This is a genomic window from Alkalispirochaeta alkalica DSM 8900, from assembly GCF_000373545.1.
GTDB lineage: Bacteria > Spirochaetota > Spirochaetia > DSM-27196 > Alkalispirochaetaceae > Alkalispirochaeta > Alkalispirochaeta alkalica.
Map to the genome: position 1 here is coordinate 1 of NZ_KB891705.1, position 15,651 is coordinate 15,651.

Genomic DNA, 15,651 nt, shown 5'->3' on the forward strand with positions numbered 1-15,651 from the left:
TGGCCGCTGCTTGAGAGGCCACGGGGAGCGCCACGTTGACGAGCGCGGCAAAGGCCGCCACAATAAGGATGTTCTGTTTCACCTGGGAACGGTACCACGTTTTGGGACGTTCATCAAAGTCCTTTTCCCCACCCGGGGCGGGGCGTTGTATACTGTGGCCATGTATATTGTGTATGCAGTTTCATGACACAGGCTACTGTCTAAAGTTATTGTAAAGAGGCGTGCACCATGAACCAACGAAGACGGTCCTTCCTTCGCTATACCCTGATGATCATCGACGCCGTGGTGATCGTCTTCTCCTATCTNCTTACCTATTACCTTCGGGACAAGCTTTTCACCTTCGGCCTGGGTGATCTGGCGCCCTTCCCGGTGTATTTCAACCTGCTGGGGACGGTCCTCATCATCTGGATGATNCTTCTCCAGCTCTTCCGGAACTACGATTTCCTGCGGGGGCACCGCCTGGTCTCGGCCTGGCGGATCTGCCGTAACCTGATCCCCGTNGAACTCGTGGGGCTGGGGGCTCTGGCCATGGGGCTCTTCTTNATCCGGGATTCCGTGGTGAGCCGCACCTTCCTCATGACCTTTGCCGGGNTTAACTACCTGCTCATGGTGGNNGCCAAGCTCCTCTTCCGGGTCTACTTTTACCGCCTCCAGAAGAAGGAGCGCTACCACAGAAAAGTTCTGCTCCTGGGCAACAAGCGGGCGGTGGAGCAGTTCCAGGCCACGGCCAGGACCACGCCGGAACTCCTCCTGAACGCCACGGTGGAACCCCGCTTNGTCTTTCCCGCCGAACGCCCCCTGGACGATCAGGAGCGGCAGCGCTTTTTTGACGACGTCCTGGACTACGTGACACAGAACGTGGTGGACGAGGTGGTCCTGGCCTACAGCGATCTCAAGCTCCAGGAGCTGGCGCCCCTGATCGCCGATTGTCACCGCATGGGGCTCATGGTGAACATCGTTCTGGATTTCTCCGGGATCGACTACACCCGCTCCGAGGTGGACACGGTGGGNCCCTTCAACATTGTCTCCTTTCAGTCCTACGATTTCAGTCCCGTTCAGCGGTTTGTAAAGCACACCATCGATTACGCCATCGGTCTGGTGGGGTTTCTCGCCTTTCTGCTGATCTTCCTGGTGGTGGCGCCGGCCATCAAGCTCGATTCGCCGGGGCCCATCTTCTTTGTACAGCCCCGCAAGGGCAAGAACGGCCGGGATTTCAACCTGATCAAGTTCCGTACCATGGCGGTCGACGCCGAGGCCCGCAAGGCGGAGCTGATGGATCAGAACGAGATGCAGGGCCACATGTTCAAGATCGCCCGGGACCCCCGCATTACCCGGGTCGGGAAGATTCTGCGGAAGACCAGCCTGGACGAGTTCCCCCAGTTTCTGAACGTCCTGAAGGGAGATATGAGCATCGTNGGTACCAGGCCCCCCACGGCCGAAGAGTTCCGTCAGTACGAGAAACACCATCGCCGCAGGTTGAGCGTGGCCCCGGGGATCACCGGCATGTGGCAGGTGAGCGGGCGCAACCGGATCGATGATTTCGAGGAGATCGTCAAGCTCGATACCTGGTATATCGATCACTGGTCGGTCTGGCTCGATGTGAAGATCATCGGCAAGACGCTCTTTGTGCTGCTCTCGGGGAGGTAGGGGTGACAGTCTGCCATCTTACCACCCGNCTGGTGCAGGGCGGTGCCGATTTCAACATTTTTTATAATCTCCTCCAGGGCGCTCCCGATCTTGCCCAGACTCTGGTGGTCGGGGCCGAGTACCACCCGGGCATGGTGCAGGAGCTGCGCCAGGCCGGGGTAGAGGTGGTGGTTATTCCCTGGATCTGTCGCGAGATTTCTCCCGCCTCGGAGGTCCGGGCCTTCCGGGAGTTGCGGCGGTTCTTTCGGGAGCGTTCCTTCGACATCGTCTATACCCACAACGCCAAGACGGGGATTCTGGGGCGCTTTGCCGTGCCCCGCCGTGCCGGGGGCACCGTGGTGCTTCACGGGGTCCACGGTATGAGCTTTACCGACTCCATGTCACGGCCTGCTTTTCTGCTNTTTCGCTGGCTCGAGCGNCGCGCCGCAGCCCGGACCGATCTCTTTGTCTCGGTGGGCTACACCCTGCGGGACCTTATGGTGGAGGCCGGGGTGGGNCACCCCGGGCAGTACCGGATCATCCGGAGCGGTATGGAGATCGAACGCTTTCGTTCGGCCCGCCGCGATCCCGCCCTTCGGCAGGAGCTGGGCTGCACCGGAGCCGATGATGTGCTCTGCGCGGTGGTGGCCCGGCTGGAGGAGCGCAAGGGGCAGCACTGGTTTCTGGAGGCCNTTGCCCGGGCGGTGGAGGAGCTCGATCGTTCCGGCCAGGGGCCCTCCCTGCGGGCGGTGCTNCTGGGCGACGGCCCCCGNCGGGNGGCCCTGGAAGCGCAGGCCCGGCGTCTGGGGATCGCCTCCAGGGTGGTCTTTGCCGGCTTTCGTCATAACCCCCAGGATTACCTGGCCGCCGCCGATCTGGTCTGTCTGACCTCGGAGTGGGAGGGGGTCCCCCAGTCCCTGGTGCAGGCTGCCGCCGTCGGGCGGCCCGCGCTGGCCTTCGACGTTCCCGGGATCCGCGAGACNGTGGAGGAGGGGGTGACCGGGCTGGTGGTGCCCTTCCGGGATATTNCCGCCCTCACCGGGGGGCTGCTTCGTCTGGCCCGGGAGCCGGAGCTGCGTCGGCGTTTTGGCCAGGCCGCAGCGGAGCGGCCCCTGGAGGAATGGAGCCTCTCCTCCATGGTAGAGAACACCAACGNNCTCTACCGCCAGATCCTGGGCGACGCCACGTAAGGCCGGAAAGGCCCCAAATCCGCCCTGAAAAAGCAGCAGAAAAACTGGAAAGCTGATCTTTTTCATAGTAAGGTGGACCCTGGAGGTTCCTCGATGTCACAGGTGATTCTGGAAACACAGCATATCGTCAAGCAGTTCCCCAAGGTCCTTGCCAACGACGACATCAGTATCAGCCTGAAGGAGGGGGAGATCCTCTGCCTTCTGGGCGAGAACGGGGCGGGCAAGAGCACGCTCATGAATATTCTCTACGGCTTGTACAAACCCACCTCGGGGCGCATCCTGATAAAGGGCCGCGAGGTTGAGTTCTCCTCTCCCCGCGACGCGATCAGCCACGGCCTGGGGATGGTTCACCAGCATTTCATGCTCCTCGACCCCCTCACGGTTACGGAGAACATCATTCTGGGCTCCGAACCGGGCAAGGGTCCCACCATCGATTACCGCACCGCCCGCCGGGAGGTGCAGGAGCTCAGCAGCCGCTACGGTCTCAAGATCGACCCCGATGCCAAAGTGGAGGCCCTCTCGGTGGGGCTGCAACAGCGCGTGGAGATCCTGAAGGCCCTCTACCGACGGGCCGAGATCCTTATTCTGGACGAACCCACGGCGGTTCTTACCCCCCAGGAGGTGGAGGAGTTCTTTACAGTGATCCGCAGCCTCCGCGAGAGCGGGGTGAGCGTGATCATCATCACCCACAAGCTGGAGGAGGTTCGGGCCATCTCGGACCGGGTCTACATTCTTCGGCGCGGCCGGATCGAGGGCGAGCGTCCCACGGCGGGGGCCACCACGGCCGAGCTGGCAAATCTCATGGTGGGGCGTTCCGTGGTGCTCACCGTGGAACGGACCCCCCACGAGGTACAGCCCGATCCCGTCTTCGAGATCGCGGGGGTCGATGTCGCCGACGANCGGGGCGTTCCCGCGATCCGGGACCTCTCCCTCATGGTACGGCCCGGCGAGATCGTGGGGATCGCNGGGGTGGACGGCAACGGCCAGACCGAACTGGCCGAGGCNGTGATGGGGCTTCGTCCGGTGAAACNGGGCGTGATGCGTCACCTGGGCACGGAGATCCAGGGTATGACCACCCGGCAGCTGATCAACCGCAGCATGGGCTACGTTCCAGCCGACCGGCACCGCTACGGCCTGGTTCTGCCCTTCTCTGTGGCCGANAACATCGCTCTGGGGTATCACGATCGTTCTCCCAACGCCTACCGGGGGGTTCTGGATTATCCNGGCATGAACGATCAGGCCGGGGAGCTGATCGAGCGCTTCGATATCCGGACCTCCGGCCCCGGGGCAGCGGCGTCGCAGCTCTCGGGNGGAAACCAGCAGAAGGTGATCCTGGCCCGGGAGTTCTCCCGGAAGCCCACCTTCCTCCTGGTGAGCCAGCCCACGCGGGGCCTCGATGTGGGGGCGATCGAATACATCCATTCCGAGATCCTGGCCATGCGCGACAAGGACGTGGGAATCCTGCTGATCTCCCTGGAGCTGGAGGANATCTTTGCCCTGGCAGACCGGATTCTCGTTCTCTTTGACGGACAGATCGCGCGGGAGCTGATCACGGACAAGACCAGCGAAGAAGAGGTGGGTCTCTACATGACCGGCGGAAAGGAAGCGAGCGCATGATTTCTCAGGCACTTCTGGCCACCTTGCTCATGGGTGCGGTAGTCCTGCTGGGTGCGGNGGGAACGGTGTTGTANCTGGCGAGTTATTTCCAGGGTGGGGTGCTGATCCTGGCGGCCCTGGGGCTCTACCTCTGGCGGGTGCGGCTGCTTCAGGGGCCATCGGCCCTGCGGGAGCTCCTGCGGCGCTGGGTCAAGCGCGCCGTGGTCCCTCTCTTTGGCATCACCATGGCCATTCTCCTGGGCGGGGTTATCATGGCCATCTCGGGGTATAACCCCCTGGTGGCCTATCAGGCGCTCTTTTACGGGGGGCTGGCGCGGAACTGGCACATCTCGGTGCTCAACGCGGCGCCCCTGATCTTTACGGCCCTCTCCGTGGCCTTTGCCTTCAAGGCGGGGCTTTTTAATATCGGTGCCGAGGGGCAGTACTACCTNGGGGCCATGGCCGCCGCCGGGCTGAGCCTCTACATACCCCTGCCCGGGGTGATCGCCCTTCCCCTGATCTTTGTCGTGGCGGGGCTCTTTGGTGCGCTCTGGAACGTCGTCCCGGCCTACCTGAAGATGAAAACCGGTGCCCACGAGGTGATCACCACCATGATGCTGGCCCACGTGGCGCGCTATCTCTCGCCCGTCTTTATCCGGGCCTTCGGNGGTGATCCCTCTACAAGTCGGCACCCCTACGTCACCACGCGGATTCCCGATAACACCATGCTCCTGCGGTTTCGGGCCTTTCTGCCCGAGGCAAACCCCCGGCTCCACACAGGAATTCTTCTGGCCATTCTGGTGGCTCTGGTGGTCTATTATCTCCTCTATAAAACCAGCATGGGCTTCGAGATTCGTGCCGTGGGAGAGAACAAGGACGCGGCCCGGGCTCAGGGTATCTCCGTGGGCAAGAACATCTTCCGGGCGCTTTTGATCGCGGGGTTTCTGGCTGCCCTGGCGGGATTTAACCAGGTGAACGGCCTGGATCACCGCCTCTACGAGAACCTCCAGGCCGGCTACGGCTGGAACGGTATCTCTGTGGCGCTCCTCGCCGGGGGGAATCCCATCGCGGTGGTCTTCACAGGGCTCCTCTGGGGGGCCCTCGATGCGGGAGGGCAGTACATGTCCCGCACCACCCAGACCCCCGGCGCGATCGTGGAGATCGTCAAGGGGATCATCCTCTTCCTGATTGTGGCCAGATATATCTATACCGCCTGGGGCAACCGCCGCCGGCGCCGGGAGGCTCNCCGGGCCACCACGGCTGCAANGGCNGCCGCCGGAGAGGAGGGCTGATACGATGTTTACCCTGGAGTTTCTTACCAACCTGCTTGCTGCCACGGTCCGTCTCTCCACGCCCATTACCCTGGCTGCCATAGGGGCCACCATCTGCGAGCGTTCGGGAATCGTGAACATCGCCATGGAGGGGATCATGGTGGTGGGGGCCTTTTTTGCGGCTATTGTGGCCTATACCACGGGGAATCCCTGGCTGGGGCTTCTGGCGGGGGTACTCTTTGGAGGGGTTTACAGCCTGCTTCACGCCTTTGCCACGGTGACACTCCACCTGGATCACGTGGTGAGCGGGGCTGTGATGAACGTTCTGGCCTTCGGGATCACCCGGTTTCTCATGGTGCTGATCGTGGGACACCCCGGAACCACCCCTTCCATTCCCCGAGGTCTTGGCCGGTACCGCCTCTCGATACCCCTTCTTTCAGATCTGCCCCTGATAGGGAGGGCCCTCTTTGGCCAGACGCCCATTGTGTACATGGGATTCTTCCTGGTGGCCTTTCTGACGTGGTTTCTCTTCAAGACCAAGACGGGGCTCCATATTCGCGCCGCCGGGGAGCACCCCCTGGCGCTGGAGACGATCGGTGTCTCGGTCTACAAGATGCGCTACCTGGGGGTCTTTATCAGCGGTCTCGCCAGCGGGCTGGCCGGGGCGTACCTCTCTATCGAGGCGAACGTGAGCTTTACCGAGGGGATGAGCGCAGGCCGGGGGTTTATCGCCCTGGCCGCCATGATCTCCGGGGGCTGGCACCCCGTGGGGGCCTTTCTGGCGTCGCTCTTCTTCGGCTTTGCCGATGCCCTGCAGATGCGCTTTCAGGTTCTGCGGGTGGTGAACCTCCCGGGAGAGCTCTTTATCATCTTCCCCTATCTGGTAACGGTGATCGCCGTGGCAGGGCTGGTCCGGCGCAGCCGTCCGCCCCGGGCCGTGGGGAAGGATTTCATGATCGAGCGGAGCGAAGATTAGTATCCGTGATTGTGGCGCTCCTGCCAGGGGTGTATAATCGTGGATGCTGGAGATATTATTGGTCCAGGATTCATTAAGGAGGACGAGAATGAAGAGAACGATGCTGATGCTGACGCTGCTGGTTCTGGCCGGGGCGCTTGTGTTTGCCGGAGGCCGGAGCGAGGCTGCTCCCGACCGCAAGATCGCTGCCATGGCTACCGACGTGGGTGGCCTGGGGGACCAGAGCTTTAACGACGGCGCGTACCAGGGGCTGCTCCTGGGTGCTCCCTACGGGTTCGAGGCACGGGTTGTAGAGAGCAACCAGCAGACCGACTACATTCCCAACCTGAGCGGTCTTGCCGAGGACGGTGCCGAGATCGTCTTTGCCGTGGGGTTCCTCATGGAGGACGCCGTGAAAGAAGCGGCACGGATGCACCCCGACACCCTCTTTGGCGGGATTGATATCGGCGGGGACGACGATCTGCCCAACTTTCAGGGGATTCTCTACCGGGAAGAGCAGAGCGGCTATCTGGCCGGTGTTCTGGCGGGGCTCATGACCAAAGAGCACGCCAGCGCGATTCCCCGGCTGCGTCCCGAGCACAACGTGGTTGGTGCAGTTCTGGGCATGCTGGTTCCCCCGGTTGAGCGGTTCGAGGTCGGGTTTATCCAGGGCGTAAAGTCCGTGAACCCCGATGCAACGGTCCTTTCCGTCACGGCGGGGTCCTTTGTTGACCAGGCTGCCGGCCGCGAGGCTGCTCTTGCCATGATCGAACAGGGTGCGGACATCGTCTTCCAGGCCGCCGGTCTCACCGGTCTGGGCGCGATCCAGGCTGCCGACGAGGAGGGCGTGCTTGCCATCGGTGTTGACATCGACCAGAACCACGTGGCCCCCGATGCGGTGCTCACCAGCGCGATCAAGAAGATCCCCGAGTCCGTAGAGGTCGTTCTGCGGAGCGTTGCCGAGGGAACCTTCCAGGGTGGTACCGTGAGTTACGGTCTCGCCGAGGACGCCACGGGGCTGGCGCCGTTTCACGGGTTCGATTCCATGATTCCCCAGGAAGTAAAGGACGCCCTCGAGGCTGCACGCCAGGGAATTCTGGATGGCTCGATCGAGATCGCGACCTCCCGTTCCCAGATCCGCCATCTGATCGACTGATCAGANGGCAGGAAAACGCAAAAAGAGCCGCCGGCAACGCCTGGCGGCTCTTTTTTTGCGCGCCCGGCGGGGCGGCTAGAAGTCCGGAGAAACCACGATCCGGGAAAAAACCTGATTGATCTCCTCGGTGACTTTCCGGGCGTCGCCCTGGGGAACGCGGGCCTGCTTCCACAGGCTGAGCCGGAAGAACTCCAGGATCGTTTCCCGGATGTCGCCGTGATCGTAGAACACGTAGGAAATATCCTGACCGATACTCTTGAGAACCGTGAAGGATGTGTAGGTTACGACCGGTTCCTTCCCGATGTAGACGTGGTCCTGGCGGCGGGTGGTGTAATCCAGGAGGTCCCGTTTGCGGTAGGGGATTCTCTCCGCGTCGGTTCGATAGGCGGGCTCGATATGGCTGTTGGGCCACCCGGCGGGTTCGACCATCACGTAGAGCTTCTTGCCCTCTGCCTGGAAGACCAGCCCCTCATCGGTGATGTAGATGTCCTTTACGTTGTTGAAGGATATCACTTCGTACCGGGTGTAGGTCGAGTTGTTGTGATAGAAGACGCTGACAATGTAGCCATGGTCAGACGGGAGGGTCCCATTCTGATACGCGCTAAAGAGTTCCTGAAACTTTTCCACCTTGTGCCTCCAGTCCTGAGTTTCACCGTAAGTGTAAACGGTATTTCCGGAAGGTGCAAAGGATTGAATTACCCCGCCCGGTGGCGTATTATCTGAAATAATGGATCTTGCCGAGGCGTATGAATTTCTTCAGCTGGGGGACGCTGCTTCTTCTGCGGAGGTGAGCAGCTCCTTCCGAAGGTTGCTGAAGGAATACCATCCTGATCGAAACACCTCCCGGAGCGAGTGGTCCCACCGGATGACCGTGCGCCTCACCGAGGCGCACGCCACGGTGACAGAGTACCTGCGTCAGGAGGAGCTTTTCCGGGAAACCCTCGCCGGGGAGCTCGCCCCCGATCCCGACCCCGGGGTGGACCAGGGCTTTGGGTACAGCCTCTCCCTGCAGGGCCAGATCGCGGAACTCTACGATGTCCTGCTGGACCAGATCTACGACTACTACAATTACGGGATGGAGAAGATCCATCTGCGTCAGGAGGGGGCGCTCCGCTACCGGTATCGCAGGACCCTGCGGCAGATGACCGACGTGGTGGAGGGCCTGGCCCTCGCTGCCGAATGGCCCGGGAGCGCCCTGCAATACCAGCAGCTGGGTGCCATCAGGGACTTCGCCGCAGCTTTTTACGAGAACATGCTCATTCGTCCCAAGGAGCAGCAGGTCTTTCTGGGCGAGGACCATAAGGCCCTGCAATTGTACCGCCAGGGATCGGAAGCGCTGGACCAGGCGATCAGCGAGGGTGTCCTGGGGCTCCAGATGGAGGGGGGGCGCGTGAGCCCCGCCGCACGCGACAGGGCCGAACGGTCTTTCATGGTGATCCTCGCCCGGTTCCCCCGCAGCCCCCACACGGGGGAGACCCTGATCAAGCTCTACCTGCTTCGGGCCCTCACAGGGCTCTGTTCCTTTCTGGAGTCGGCAGCAGAGACGGCCTGATCAAACCGGGGATGATTCCAACGGGAACCGGAAAAAAATGACCCCGGTGCCTCACACACCGGGGCCGCAGGAGGGATCGTCAGTGTCTCAGGCGTGACCCAGGTTCATCTGGGCGATCGCCAGTTTTGCAATGGGAATCCCGAAGGGTGATACCGAAACGTAGTCGAGCCCCGTCTCCTGAATAAAGGTGATATTCTCCGGTTCCGCGCCGTGCTCTCCGCAGAGCCCCAGGGTAATGTCGGGTCGGACCATCTTGCCCCGCAGCGCCGCCGTCTGAACCAGCTCGCGCACCTGGGGCTGGAGCCGCTTGAAGGGGTTTCCTTCCAGCAGGTCCAGCTCGGTGTAATCCGAGAAAAAGGTGTTAAAGTCGTCCCGGGATATCCCGTAGGTTGTCTGGGTGAGATCGTTGGTCCCGAAGGAGAAGAAATCAGCGTAGCGGGCGATCTCGCTCGCGTTGAGTGCCGCTGCAGGCAGTTCGATCATGGTCCCCACCTTGTAATCCAGCGATCCCGCCTGGAACTGCCGGGAGACCTCCCGCTCAATATCCCGGATTCCCAGGATGTGCTTCCCTTCGATCCGTTTGCCGTTTCGGACTACTTTCAGCTCGTGGGGGTTCATCACCAGGGGAATCATGATCTCCGGGCGTGGCGAGAACCCCTCGGCCTTGAGCTTGTAGGCAGCCTCGAAGATCGCCCGGGTCTGCATCCGGTAAATCTCGGGATAGGAGATCGCAATACGGATACCCCGGTGCCCCAGCATGGGGTTGAACTCCCGCAGGAGCTGACTTCTGTCGATGATCTCCTGTTTGGTGAACTTCATCTTGTCTTTTTTCGCCTGGGCGGCAAAATCCTTCATGGCGGCGTCTCCCTGGGGAAGAAACTCGTGAAGGGGCGCGTCCAGGAGACGGATCGTTACGGGGAGTCCATCCATGATCTTCAGGAGCTGGTAGAAATCCTCGGTCTGATCCTTGTGAAGGTCATCAAGAATCGCCGTACGGGTCTCCTCGTCCCGGGCAATGATCATGTAGCGGAAGCGGTTGATCCTGTTTTCGGCGAAGAACATATGCTCCGTGCGGCACAATCCGATGCCCCTCGCTCCAAAGAGCTTTGCCAGCTGGGCATCCCGGGGTTGGTCGGCGTTGGCGTGAACCTCGACCCTGCCGATCTTGCGCTGGACGATGTCCAGGAGTTCCAGGAGGCCGCTGTCCTCGGGGGTGGGCTTTGTGAGAGACCCCGCTCCGAGAAAGACCCGCGGTGTCGTGTAGTAGGGAACCTCCAGAGTGATAAAATCGCCCTCTGTGATCTCGTTTCCGTCGATAATCATGGAGTTTTCCCGGAAGGAGATGTCCGGGCGGATCAGGGCAACCTTTCCCAGGCTTCGGGCCACAACGGGTGCGTGCGAGGCGTAGCCGCCCTCCGAGGAGAGTACCCCCTGGGCGATCTCGATCCCCTTGACGTCCCCGGCAAAGGTCGAAGGCATCGCCAGGATCAGGTTTGTGTCTTCTCCGGCCTGCTGGGCCTGGCGGTGAGCAACTACCAGGCGCTCCGTGGAGAAGAAGACCCGGCCGATAGCCGCACCCACGGAACCGGCGATTCCCCCTTCCAGGGTGGTGAAGTCCGCCACGGAGGCTGCGTCCAGGGTGGGGTGGAGTATCTCCGAGAGCCGTCCCGGCTTGATCGTGCGGATGACGTGCTCCTCTGTCACCGACCCGCGCCGGAGCAGGTCCAGCAGGGTCTTGATCTCGGCCTGGGCTGATTTGTTGGGAACCGAGGCCTGGTCTACGAGCCAGAGCTTGCCTCCCTCAATGGTGAAGCGTATCCACCGCACTTCCTTGAAGTGGTCCTCCAGTGTGCGTGATATCTTCTGAAGCATCTCCAGCCGTTCCGGGGGGAGTTCTGTCAGGGGGTGGCCCGATTTGTCGTTCTCATCGAAGGCTTCGGAAAAATATTCCCCCTGGAGGGTATCTTCACCCGTGATGATATGGTGCGTGAAGAGATAGCCCGACGCGCTCTGGCTGTCGAGGTTCCCGTAGACCATAGCCTGGATCATGATGGCCGAATCTTCCGTGGTAGGGCTCAGGGCGAAGGCCGCGCGAAAGAGCCTGACCACGTAGGCCAGCTGGAAGAAGGGTTCCGTGAAGAGCTGCTCCGGCAGGAGGTCTGCGAAGGATTCCAGGACGCCCCTGATCGAATCCTTCCGCCTGGCTGCCTGAAGTTCTTCCCTGAACTCCTTGAGCCGCTTGGCCCGGCCCTCCGATTCTTCCAGCGTGAGCTCCAGGCGGAGAATGCTGCTGATCAGGAAGGCGTACTCCTGCCAGATGAAGGTCTCTCCCATGGTGGAGGCCAGGGCATCGATGGTGGTATTGCAGAGGCCCACGTGATGCACCGAGGGGAGGGCGCTGCGGACATTGAGCATGGGGCTCTCCACCACCTTCAGCAGGAGGGGCGCCTCGCCCTCGCCAAAGCGCTTCTCCATACTCCGTTCTATGTCCTGCAGAGGGGTTTGCAGGATAGACCAGGCCGCTGTGGCGTTCTCGGGAAATACCGAAAGCGCCTCGCCGGGGATCACCACCCCGGGGCAGATGGGAACGCGCAGATCAGCCAGAGACACCGCCCGTTTGCCGCGGCTTCCCGCCGCTTCCAGAACGTCCGGTTCCACATGGTGCTGATCTGTACCAAACAGTATCAGTTCTTTCATAGTCAGTGCCTCCAGATTCTCGGAAAAGCTCGATCTCGGAAAAGTGCAATCTCAGAAAAGCTCGAGGGGCTGGTCGATCCCCCCCTTCAGAAACATCTCAAACCGGGGGCTCGCACCTTCAAAGAGATATCGTTGCAGTTTGGAGACGTCCCGTATCTCCTCGCCGGCGACGCTGACCATAATCGGGGTCCCGTGTTTGACTTTTCCCCACTTGAAGAGGGCGTTGATATCGTTGATCCGCTCGTTTTCGTACCAGATGAGAACGTTCAGATCGGGGTAGGTGGTTCGATAACTCGCGATGATTCGTTTCCAGGCTTCCACGTTTCCGTTGTGGAAGAGCTCGTTCGTGACCACCACAGAATAGCGGGGGGTTATGCGTTTCTTTCCGCTCCCTGTCTTTGCCGGTGCCGGTACGGGTGTTGGCGCCACTGCTCTCGCTGCGGGTGTCGGGCCAGGGCGGTGGGCTCCCTCGGGAAGGCAGTAGCGCTGATCGCTGTGATCAACGGGAAGGCCTGCCAGAACGGAGTGGACATCCCCCAGGGCTCTCTCGAGGGTCTCGGTCGGGAGCGACGCTCCGGGAGCGTTCTCCAGGTACACCACCAGCAACTCATCGCAGATTATGGGGAGCGCCGGTTCCCAGGACTGGAGATTCCGGGGATTGATCAGAAGTAACCCCGCCTGGGGATGTTCATAGGCAATAACGATCTGCAGGGCCGTCCATTCCGAGAGAATCTGCTGGATCTCTCCGGCCGATTCGATCGTTCTGGGGGCGTTGCGGGAGCGGGCCTGGTAGGAAAACTTGTCCACCAGGAGGGCCGAGGTGAGAGGACGTACCTGATCCCGGGAGATCGCCTCCTCGTCCAGCTTCAGGGCTATCAGATCAGCAAAATTGGCCCCCCCGGAGACCGGCTCCAGGAGGGATGTAGCTGTCCGGAAATGGCGCAGGGCGGTGTTAAACCCCGCCCTGCGTGACAATAAGTCATAGTTTCCTACCATGGTGGTTACAGTTCCTGCAGGTCATCGCTGGAAATGGAACCCTTCCCGGGAGATACGTCGGCCTGCCCCCGGGGCTGAGCCGGAGTTCTGCTCACCGTTTCGGTGGGTGCCGGGGCCGATGCCTGCGCTCCCTGACCGGGCAGGCTCTGCGCTACCGGTTCGTCGTAGTCATTGGAGAAGTTCATGCCGATGTCGTCCCGAACGGTGGACCGGCGCCGCTTGAAGGCGGCGAAGGCCGCATCCTGGAATCCCTTGGAGATACCGTGGAGGAACTCGTTCAGCACGTTGGCCATGCCGTTGAGGGTGAACTTCTTCCGCTTGATGCTGGTGATATCCACGTCCAGCACCACACCGGACTGGATGTGGTAGGGGTTGATCAGGTAATCGAAGTCGTCGAACTCTTTCCGGAGAAAGCGTACCCGGTCGTCGAGGATCACCCGTTCCTGGGGATTCTGGTAGCCGTAGATCTGCTCCAGTTTCCGGGCGCTCTTGTTGAGCATCTCCTTGAAGAGCTTTTTCTCGTGGCGGTAGGTCTGGTTGAGCCGTTCCACGTCGGTGGGGTTCGCCTTGAGAAGGGTAATCTCGTTCCAGGTCCGCTGCATCTCCTCTACGAGCTTGTCGCCCGATTCCTCGAACCGGAAGAGGTCCCTGCGTTTTTTCATGGTCCGGGACATCTTTGCCACGATATCCTCGTAGTCGTTCACCTTGAACCGGGATCGCCCCGTCTGGTAGACCGCCTCGATCACATCGTAGAGCTTCTGGATCTCCTGGCGGAAGGCCTCCATCTGCTGGTCGTAGACTTCCCGCTCTTTCTCGAGCTGCTCCGAGTCGTAGTACTTGAGCCGGATCTGGTAGCGCTCGTCGGGGAGATTCTCCACGTCCGTGTCTTCGTACTCGCGGATGATCAGTTCCCGGGCGTTCTTGAGGTTCTCCACATACTGGTAGCCCATCTTGCTGGTATCCAGAATCGAGGTGATTGAGTTCACAGCCGTGTTGAAGCCCCGGTTGCGGATGTTCTCCATATCGATGATCTTCTTCAGGTTTTCCCGAATGTTCACCGGATCGAACTCGCTGGGGTCTATCTCGGCCCGGAGCCCTTCGATCTTCTGCATCAGCTCCTTGGCCAGGAAGGTATAGCGCTTGGAGGTTTCATCTTCCACATCGTCGTCGGTGTAGTTGGTGACGCGCTTCATCTTCTCGAAGATGATCTCCGAGTCGGTGAGCTCTTCCTTGCCCTGGTCGATCAGTTCGTCCTGGAACCGCTCCACCTCCTGATCGATCAGGTTGCTGATCGTCCGGGATATCTGGTCCTTGATCAGGTACTCCACCGTGGCCTGGTACTGGAAGATCGGGCTGATGAGCTCCGAGTCCAGGATGTTCACCGAGAGTTTGGTATCGGTCACGGTCTTGGGCTTGGTGGCGCTATCCTTGAAGGCAGCTTTTACCACGGAGTAGGCGTTTTCGCCCCTGATGAAGGCACCCACATCGGTTTTCTGGCGCAGCAGCGAGTTTGTCTCGTTCTCGAGATCGTTTACACCGCGCTGAATGTGGCCGTGGAGGTGGCCATACATATTGACGATCGATTTCTCGACCTCACCGGTATTGAACTTATCCGCCCCGGCGATCTCGTCCAGCATGGCGGCGATTTCTTTGGGGGTGTAACGCGCAAGGGTTTTGTTCTCTTCCTTGTCGATAAAGTTCCGGATCTTCTTCACCATCTCGTCTTCAGTGGTGGTGATGTACCGGTTGAACATGTTCTGGTAGTTCTGGTTAAAGTAGTTATAGAGTTTCTCTTTGAGTCCCCCCATAACATCCAGCCGTTCCAGAACTTCTGCGGGAAGTTTGGTCTGGATCGTATCCAGGATGCGCTCGGTTTCTTCCTGAACGAGCTGGTCGTACTCCTGCTTCTGGTCCCGCCCGTCCTGGGCAAGACTGTTGCGGGAACCCACTGCCGACGGCCGTGTGGGATGAAATACGTTGGGACTGCGTGAAAGATCGGACATACTGCTCCTCCTGCTGGTCTATGGTTCCTGTCGCGGGCGCCCGAAGCGCCACGGCCGATATGCTTCGCTCCCCGGAAATCCCGGAGCCTTCCCGAATCCGGGGGAGTGAACACCTTAACAAAATGATCCGCTACCTCTGCCGCTCACCACTATTCTACCACGATGTTTCGCCTGTGATTTTTATTCCTGCCTCCTTGTCTCCCTTATAGGGTACTCCTCCCGCGCCACAATTTCCCGAAAATCCTGTGGTTTCCACAGAGATTCCCGAAAAAAACGGATAAGAAAGCGCTCGGCGATCCCCCAGAGGGTATCGCCCGCCACGACGGTATAGGCTGTGCCATCGGGCAGCTCGATGCGATTGCCCGGAAATATCCAGTGCGGGCTGGGAACGGTTCCCCCGATGGGAGCGTATCCGTTGCCCTGGGCGATCCAGTTTGTTGCCAGGAGAATATCCCTGACCGACCAGACATGGCTGGCAACCTGGTCCGGTCCCCGCTGCGGCATTTCTTCGGTCGGAGGCTCTTGCGCTACCTGTGTCATTCGTGTTGCCTGCTCTGCCTGCTCTGCCTGCTCTGCCTGCTCTGCCTGCTCTGCCTGCTCTGCCTGCTC

13 protein-coding genes are annotated in these 15,651 nt (G+C 60.8%); 8 read left to right on the forward strand and 5 right to left on the reverse strand.

All coding sequences use genetic code 11. From position 1 onward, the window contains the following. The 7 genes from B071_RS19950 to B071_RS0107620 all read left to right on the forward strand — a co-directional run. The coding region (locus tag B071_RS19950; protein WP_215730285.1) for a hypothetical protein at nt 1-187 on the forward strand (187 nt) is incomplete at its 5' end. Nucleotides 188-267: 80 nt separating this feature from the next. Continuing rightward, nucleotides 268-1,647 (forward strand): sugar transferase, encoded by a 1,380-nt coding sequence (locus B071_RS0107595; RefSeq protein ID WP_438829638.1) that lies wholly within the window; start codon nt 268-270, stop codon nt 1,645-1,647. 32 nt (nt 1,648-1,679) lie between these two features. Then, complete coding sequence (locus B071_RS0107600; protein WP_438829639.1) at nt 1,680-2,816, forward strand: glycosyltransferase; 1,137 nt, start codon at nt 1,680-1,682, stop codon at nt 2,814-2,816. A 93-nt stretch (nt 2,817-2,909) separates the two neighbouring features. Then, complete coding sequence (locus B071_RS0107605) at nt 2,910-4,433, forward strand: ABC transporter ATP-binding protein (RefSeq protein WP_018526506.1); 1,524 nt, start codon at nt 2,910-2,912, stop codon at nt 4,431-4,433. Nucleotides 4,434-4,684: 251 nt separating this feature from the next. Beyond that, on the forward strand, nt 4,685-5,704 hold the full coding sequence (locus tag B071_RS16545; RefSeq protein WP_438829640.1) for an ABC transporter permease: 1,020 nt from the start codon (nt 4,685-4,687) through the stop codon (nt 5,702-5,704). A gap of 4 nt (nt 5,705-5,708) precedes the next feature. Continuing rightward, nucleotides 5,709-6,659, forward strand: a complete 951-nt coding sequence (locus tag B071_RS0107615) for an ABC transporter permease (RefSeq protein WP_018526508.1) — start codon at nt 5,709-5,711, stop codon at nt 6,657-6,659. Between the two features lie 88 nt (nt 6,660-6,747). Beyond that, complete coding sequence (locus B071_RS0107620) at nt 6,748-7,794, forward strand: BMP family lipoprotein (protein ID WP_018526509.1); 1,047 nt, start codon at nt 6,748-6,750, stop codon at nt 7,792-7,794. A 75-nt stretch (nt 7,795-7,869) separates the two neighbouring features. Here B071_RS0107620 and B071_RS0107625 read toward each other — a convergent pair whose 3' ends face one another. Beyond that, nucleotides 7,870-8,421, reverse strand: a complete 552-nt coding sequence (locus B071_RS0107625; RefSeq protein WP_018526510.1) for a hypothetical protein — start codon at nt 8,419-8,421, stop codon at nt 7,870-7,872. 100 nt (nt 8,422-8,521) lie between these two features. Between B071_RS0107625 and B071_RS0107630 the strand changes: the two genes are divergently transcribed. Further along, nucleotides 8,522-9,346, forward strand: a complete 825-nt coding sequence (locus B071_RS0107630; RefSeq protein ID WP_026245078.1) for a J domain-containing protein — start codon at nt 8,522-8,524, stop codon at nt 9,344-9,346. Nucleotides 9,347-9,433: 87 nt separating this feature from the next. Here B071_RS0107630 and B071_RS0107635 read toward each other — a convergent pair whose 3' ends face one another. The 4 genes from B071_RS0107635 to B071_RS0107650 form a co-directional block, all read right to left on the reverse strand. Next, nucleotides 9,434-12,043, reverse strand: coding sequence for a putative PEP-binding protein (locus tag B071_RS0107635; protein ID WP_018526511.1), 2,610 nt, complete (start codon nt 12,041-12,043; stop codon nt 9,434-9,436). A gap of 51 nt (nt 12,044-12,094) precedes the next feature. Then, nucleotides 12,095-13,039 (reverse strand): hypothetical protein, encoded by a 945-nt coding sequence (locus B071_RS0107640; protein ID WP_040587805.1) that lies wholly within the window; start codon nt 13,037-13,039, stop codon nt 12,095-12,097. A 5-nt stretch (nt 13,040-13,044) separates the two neighbouring features. Then, complete coding sequence (cfpA, locus tag B071_RS0107645) at nt 13,045-15,042, reverse strand: cytoplasmic filament protein CfpA (protein ID WP_018526513.1); 1,998 nt, start codon at nt 15,040-15,042, stop codon at nt 13,045-13,047. Between the two features lie 180 nt (nt 15,043-15,222). Then, on the reverse strand, nt 15,223-15,651 hold a 429-nt coding region (locus B071_RS0107650), incomplete at its 5' end, for a LysM peptidoglycan-binding domain-containing protein (protein ID WP_169336315.1).

Coding starts and splice junctions, on each gene's coding strand:
- B071_RS0107640 (WP_040587805.1), bottom strand. CDS start 13,039: ATGGTAGGAAACTATGACTTATTGTCACGCAGGGCGGGGTTTAACACC.
- B071_RS0107630 (WP_026245078.1), top strand. CDS start 8,522: ATGGATCTTGCCGAGGCGTATGAATTTCTTCAGCTGGGGGACGCTGCT.
- cfpA (WP_018526513.1), bottom strand. CDS start 15,042: ATGTCCGATCTTTCACGCAGTCCCAACGTATTTCATCCCACACGGCCG.
- B071_RS0107615 (WP_018526508.1), top strand. CDS start 5,709: ATGTTTACCCTGGAGTTTCTTACCAACCTGCTTGCTGCCACGGTCCGT.
- B071_RS0107635 (WP_018526511.1), bottom strand. CDS start 12,043: ATGAAAGAACTGATACTGTTTGGTACAGATCAGCACCATGTGGAACCG.
- B071_RS0107620 (WP_018526509.1), top strand. CDS start 6,748: ATGAAGAGAACGATGCTGATGCTGACGCTGCTGGTTCTGGCCGGGGCG.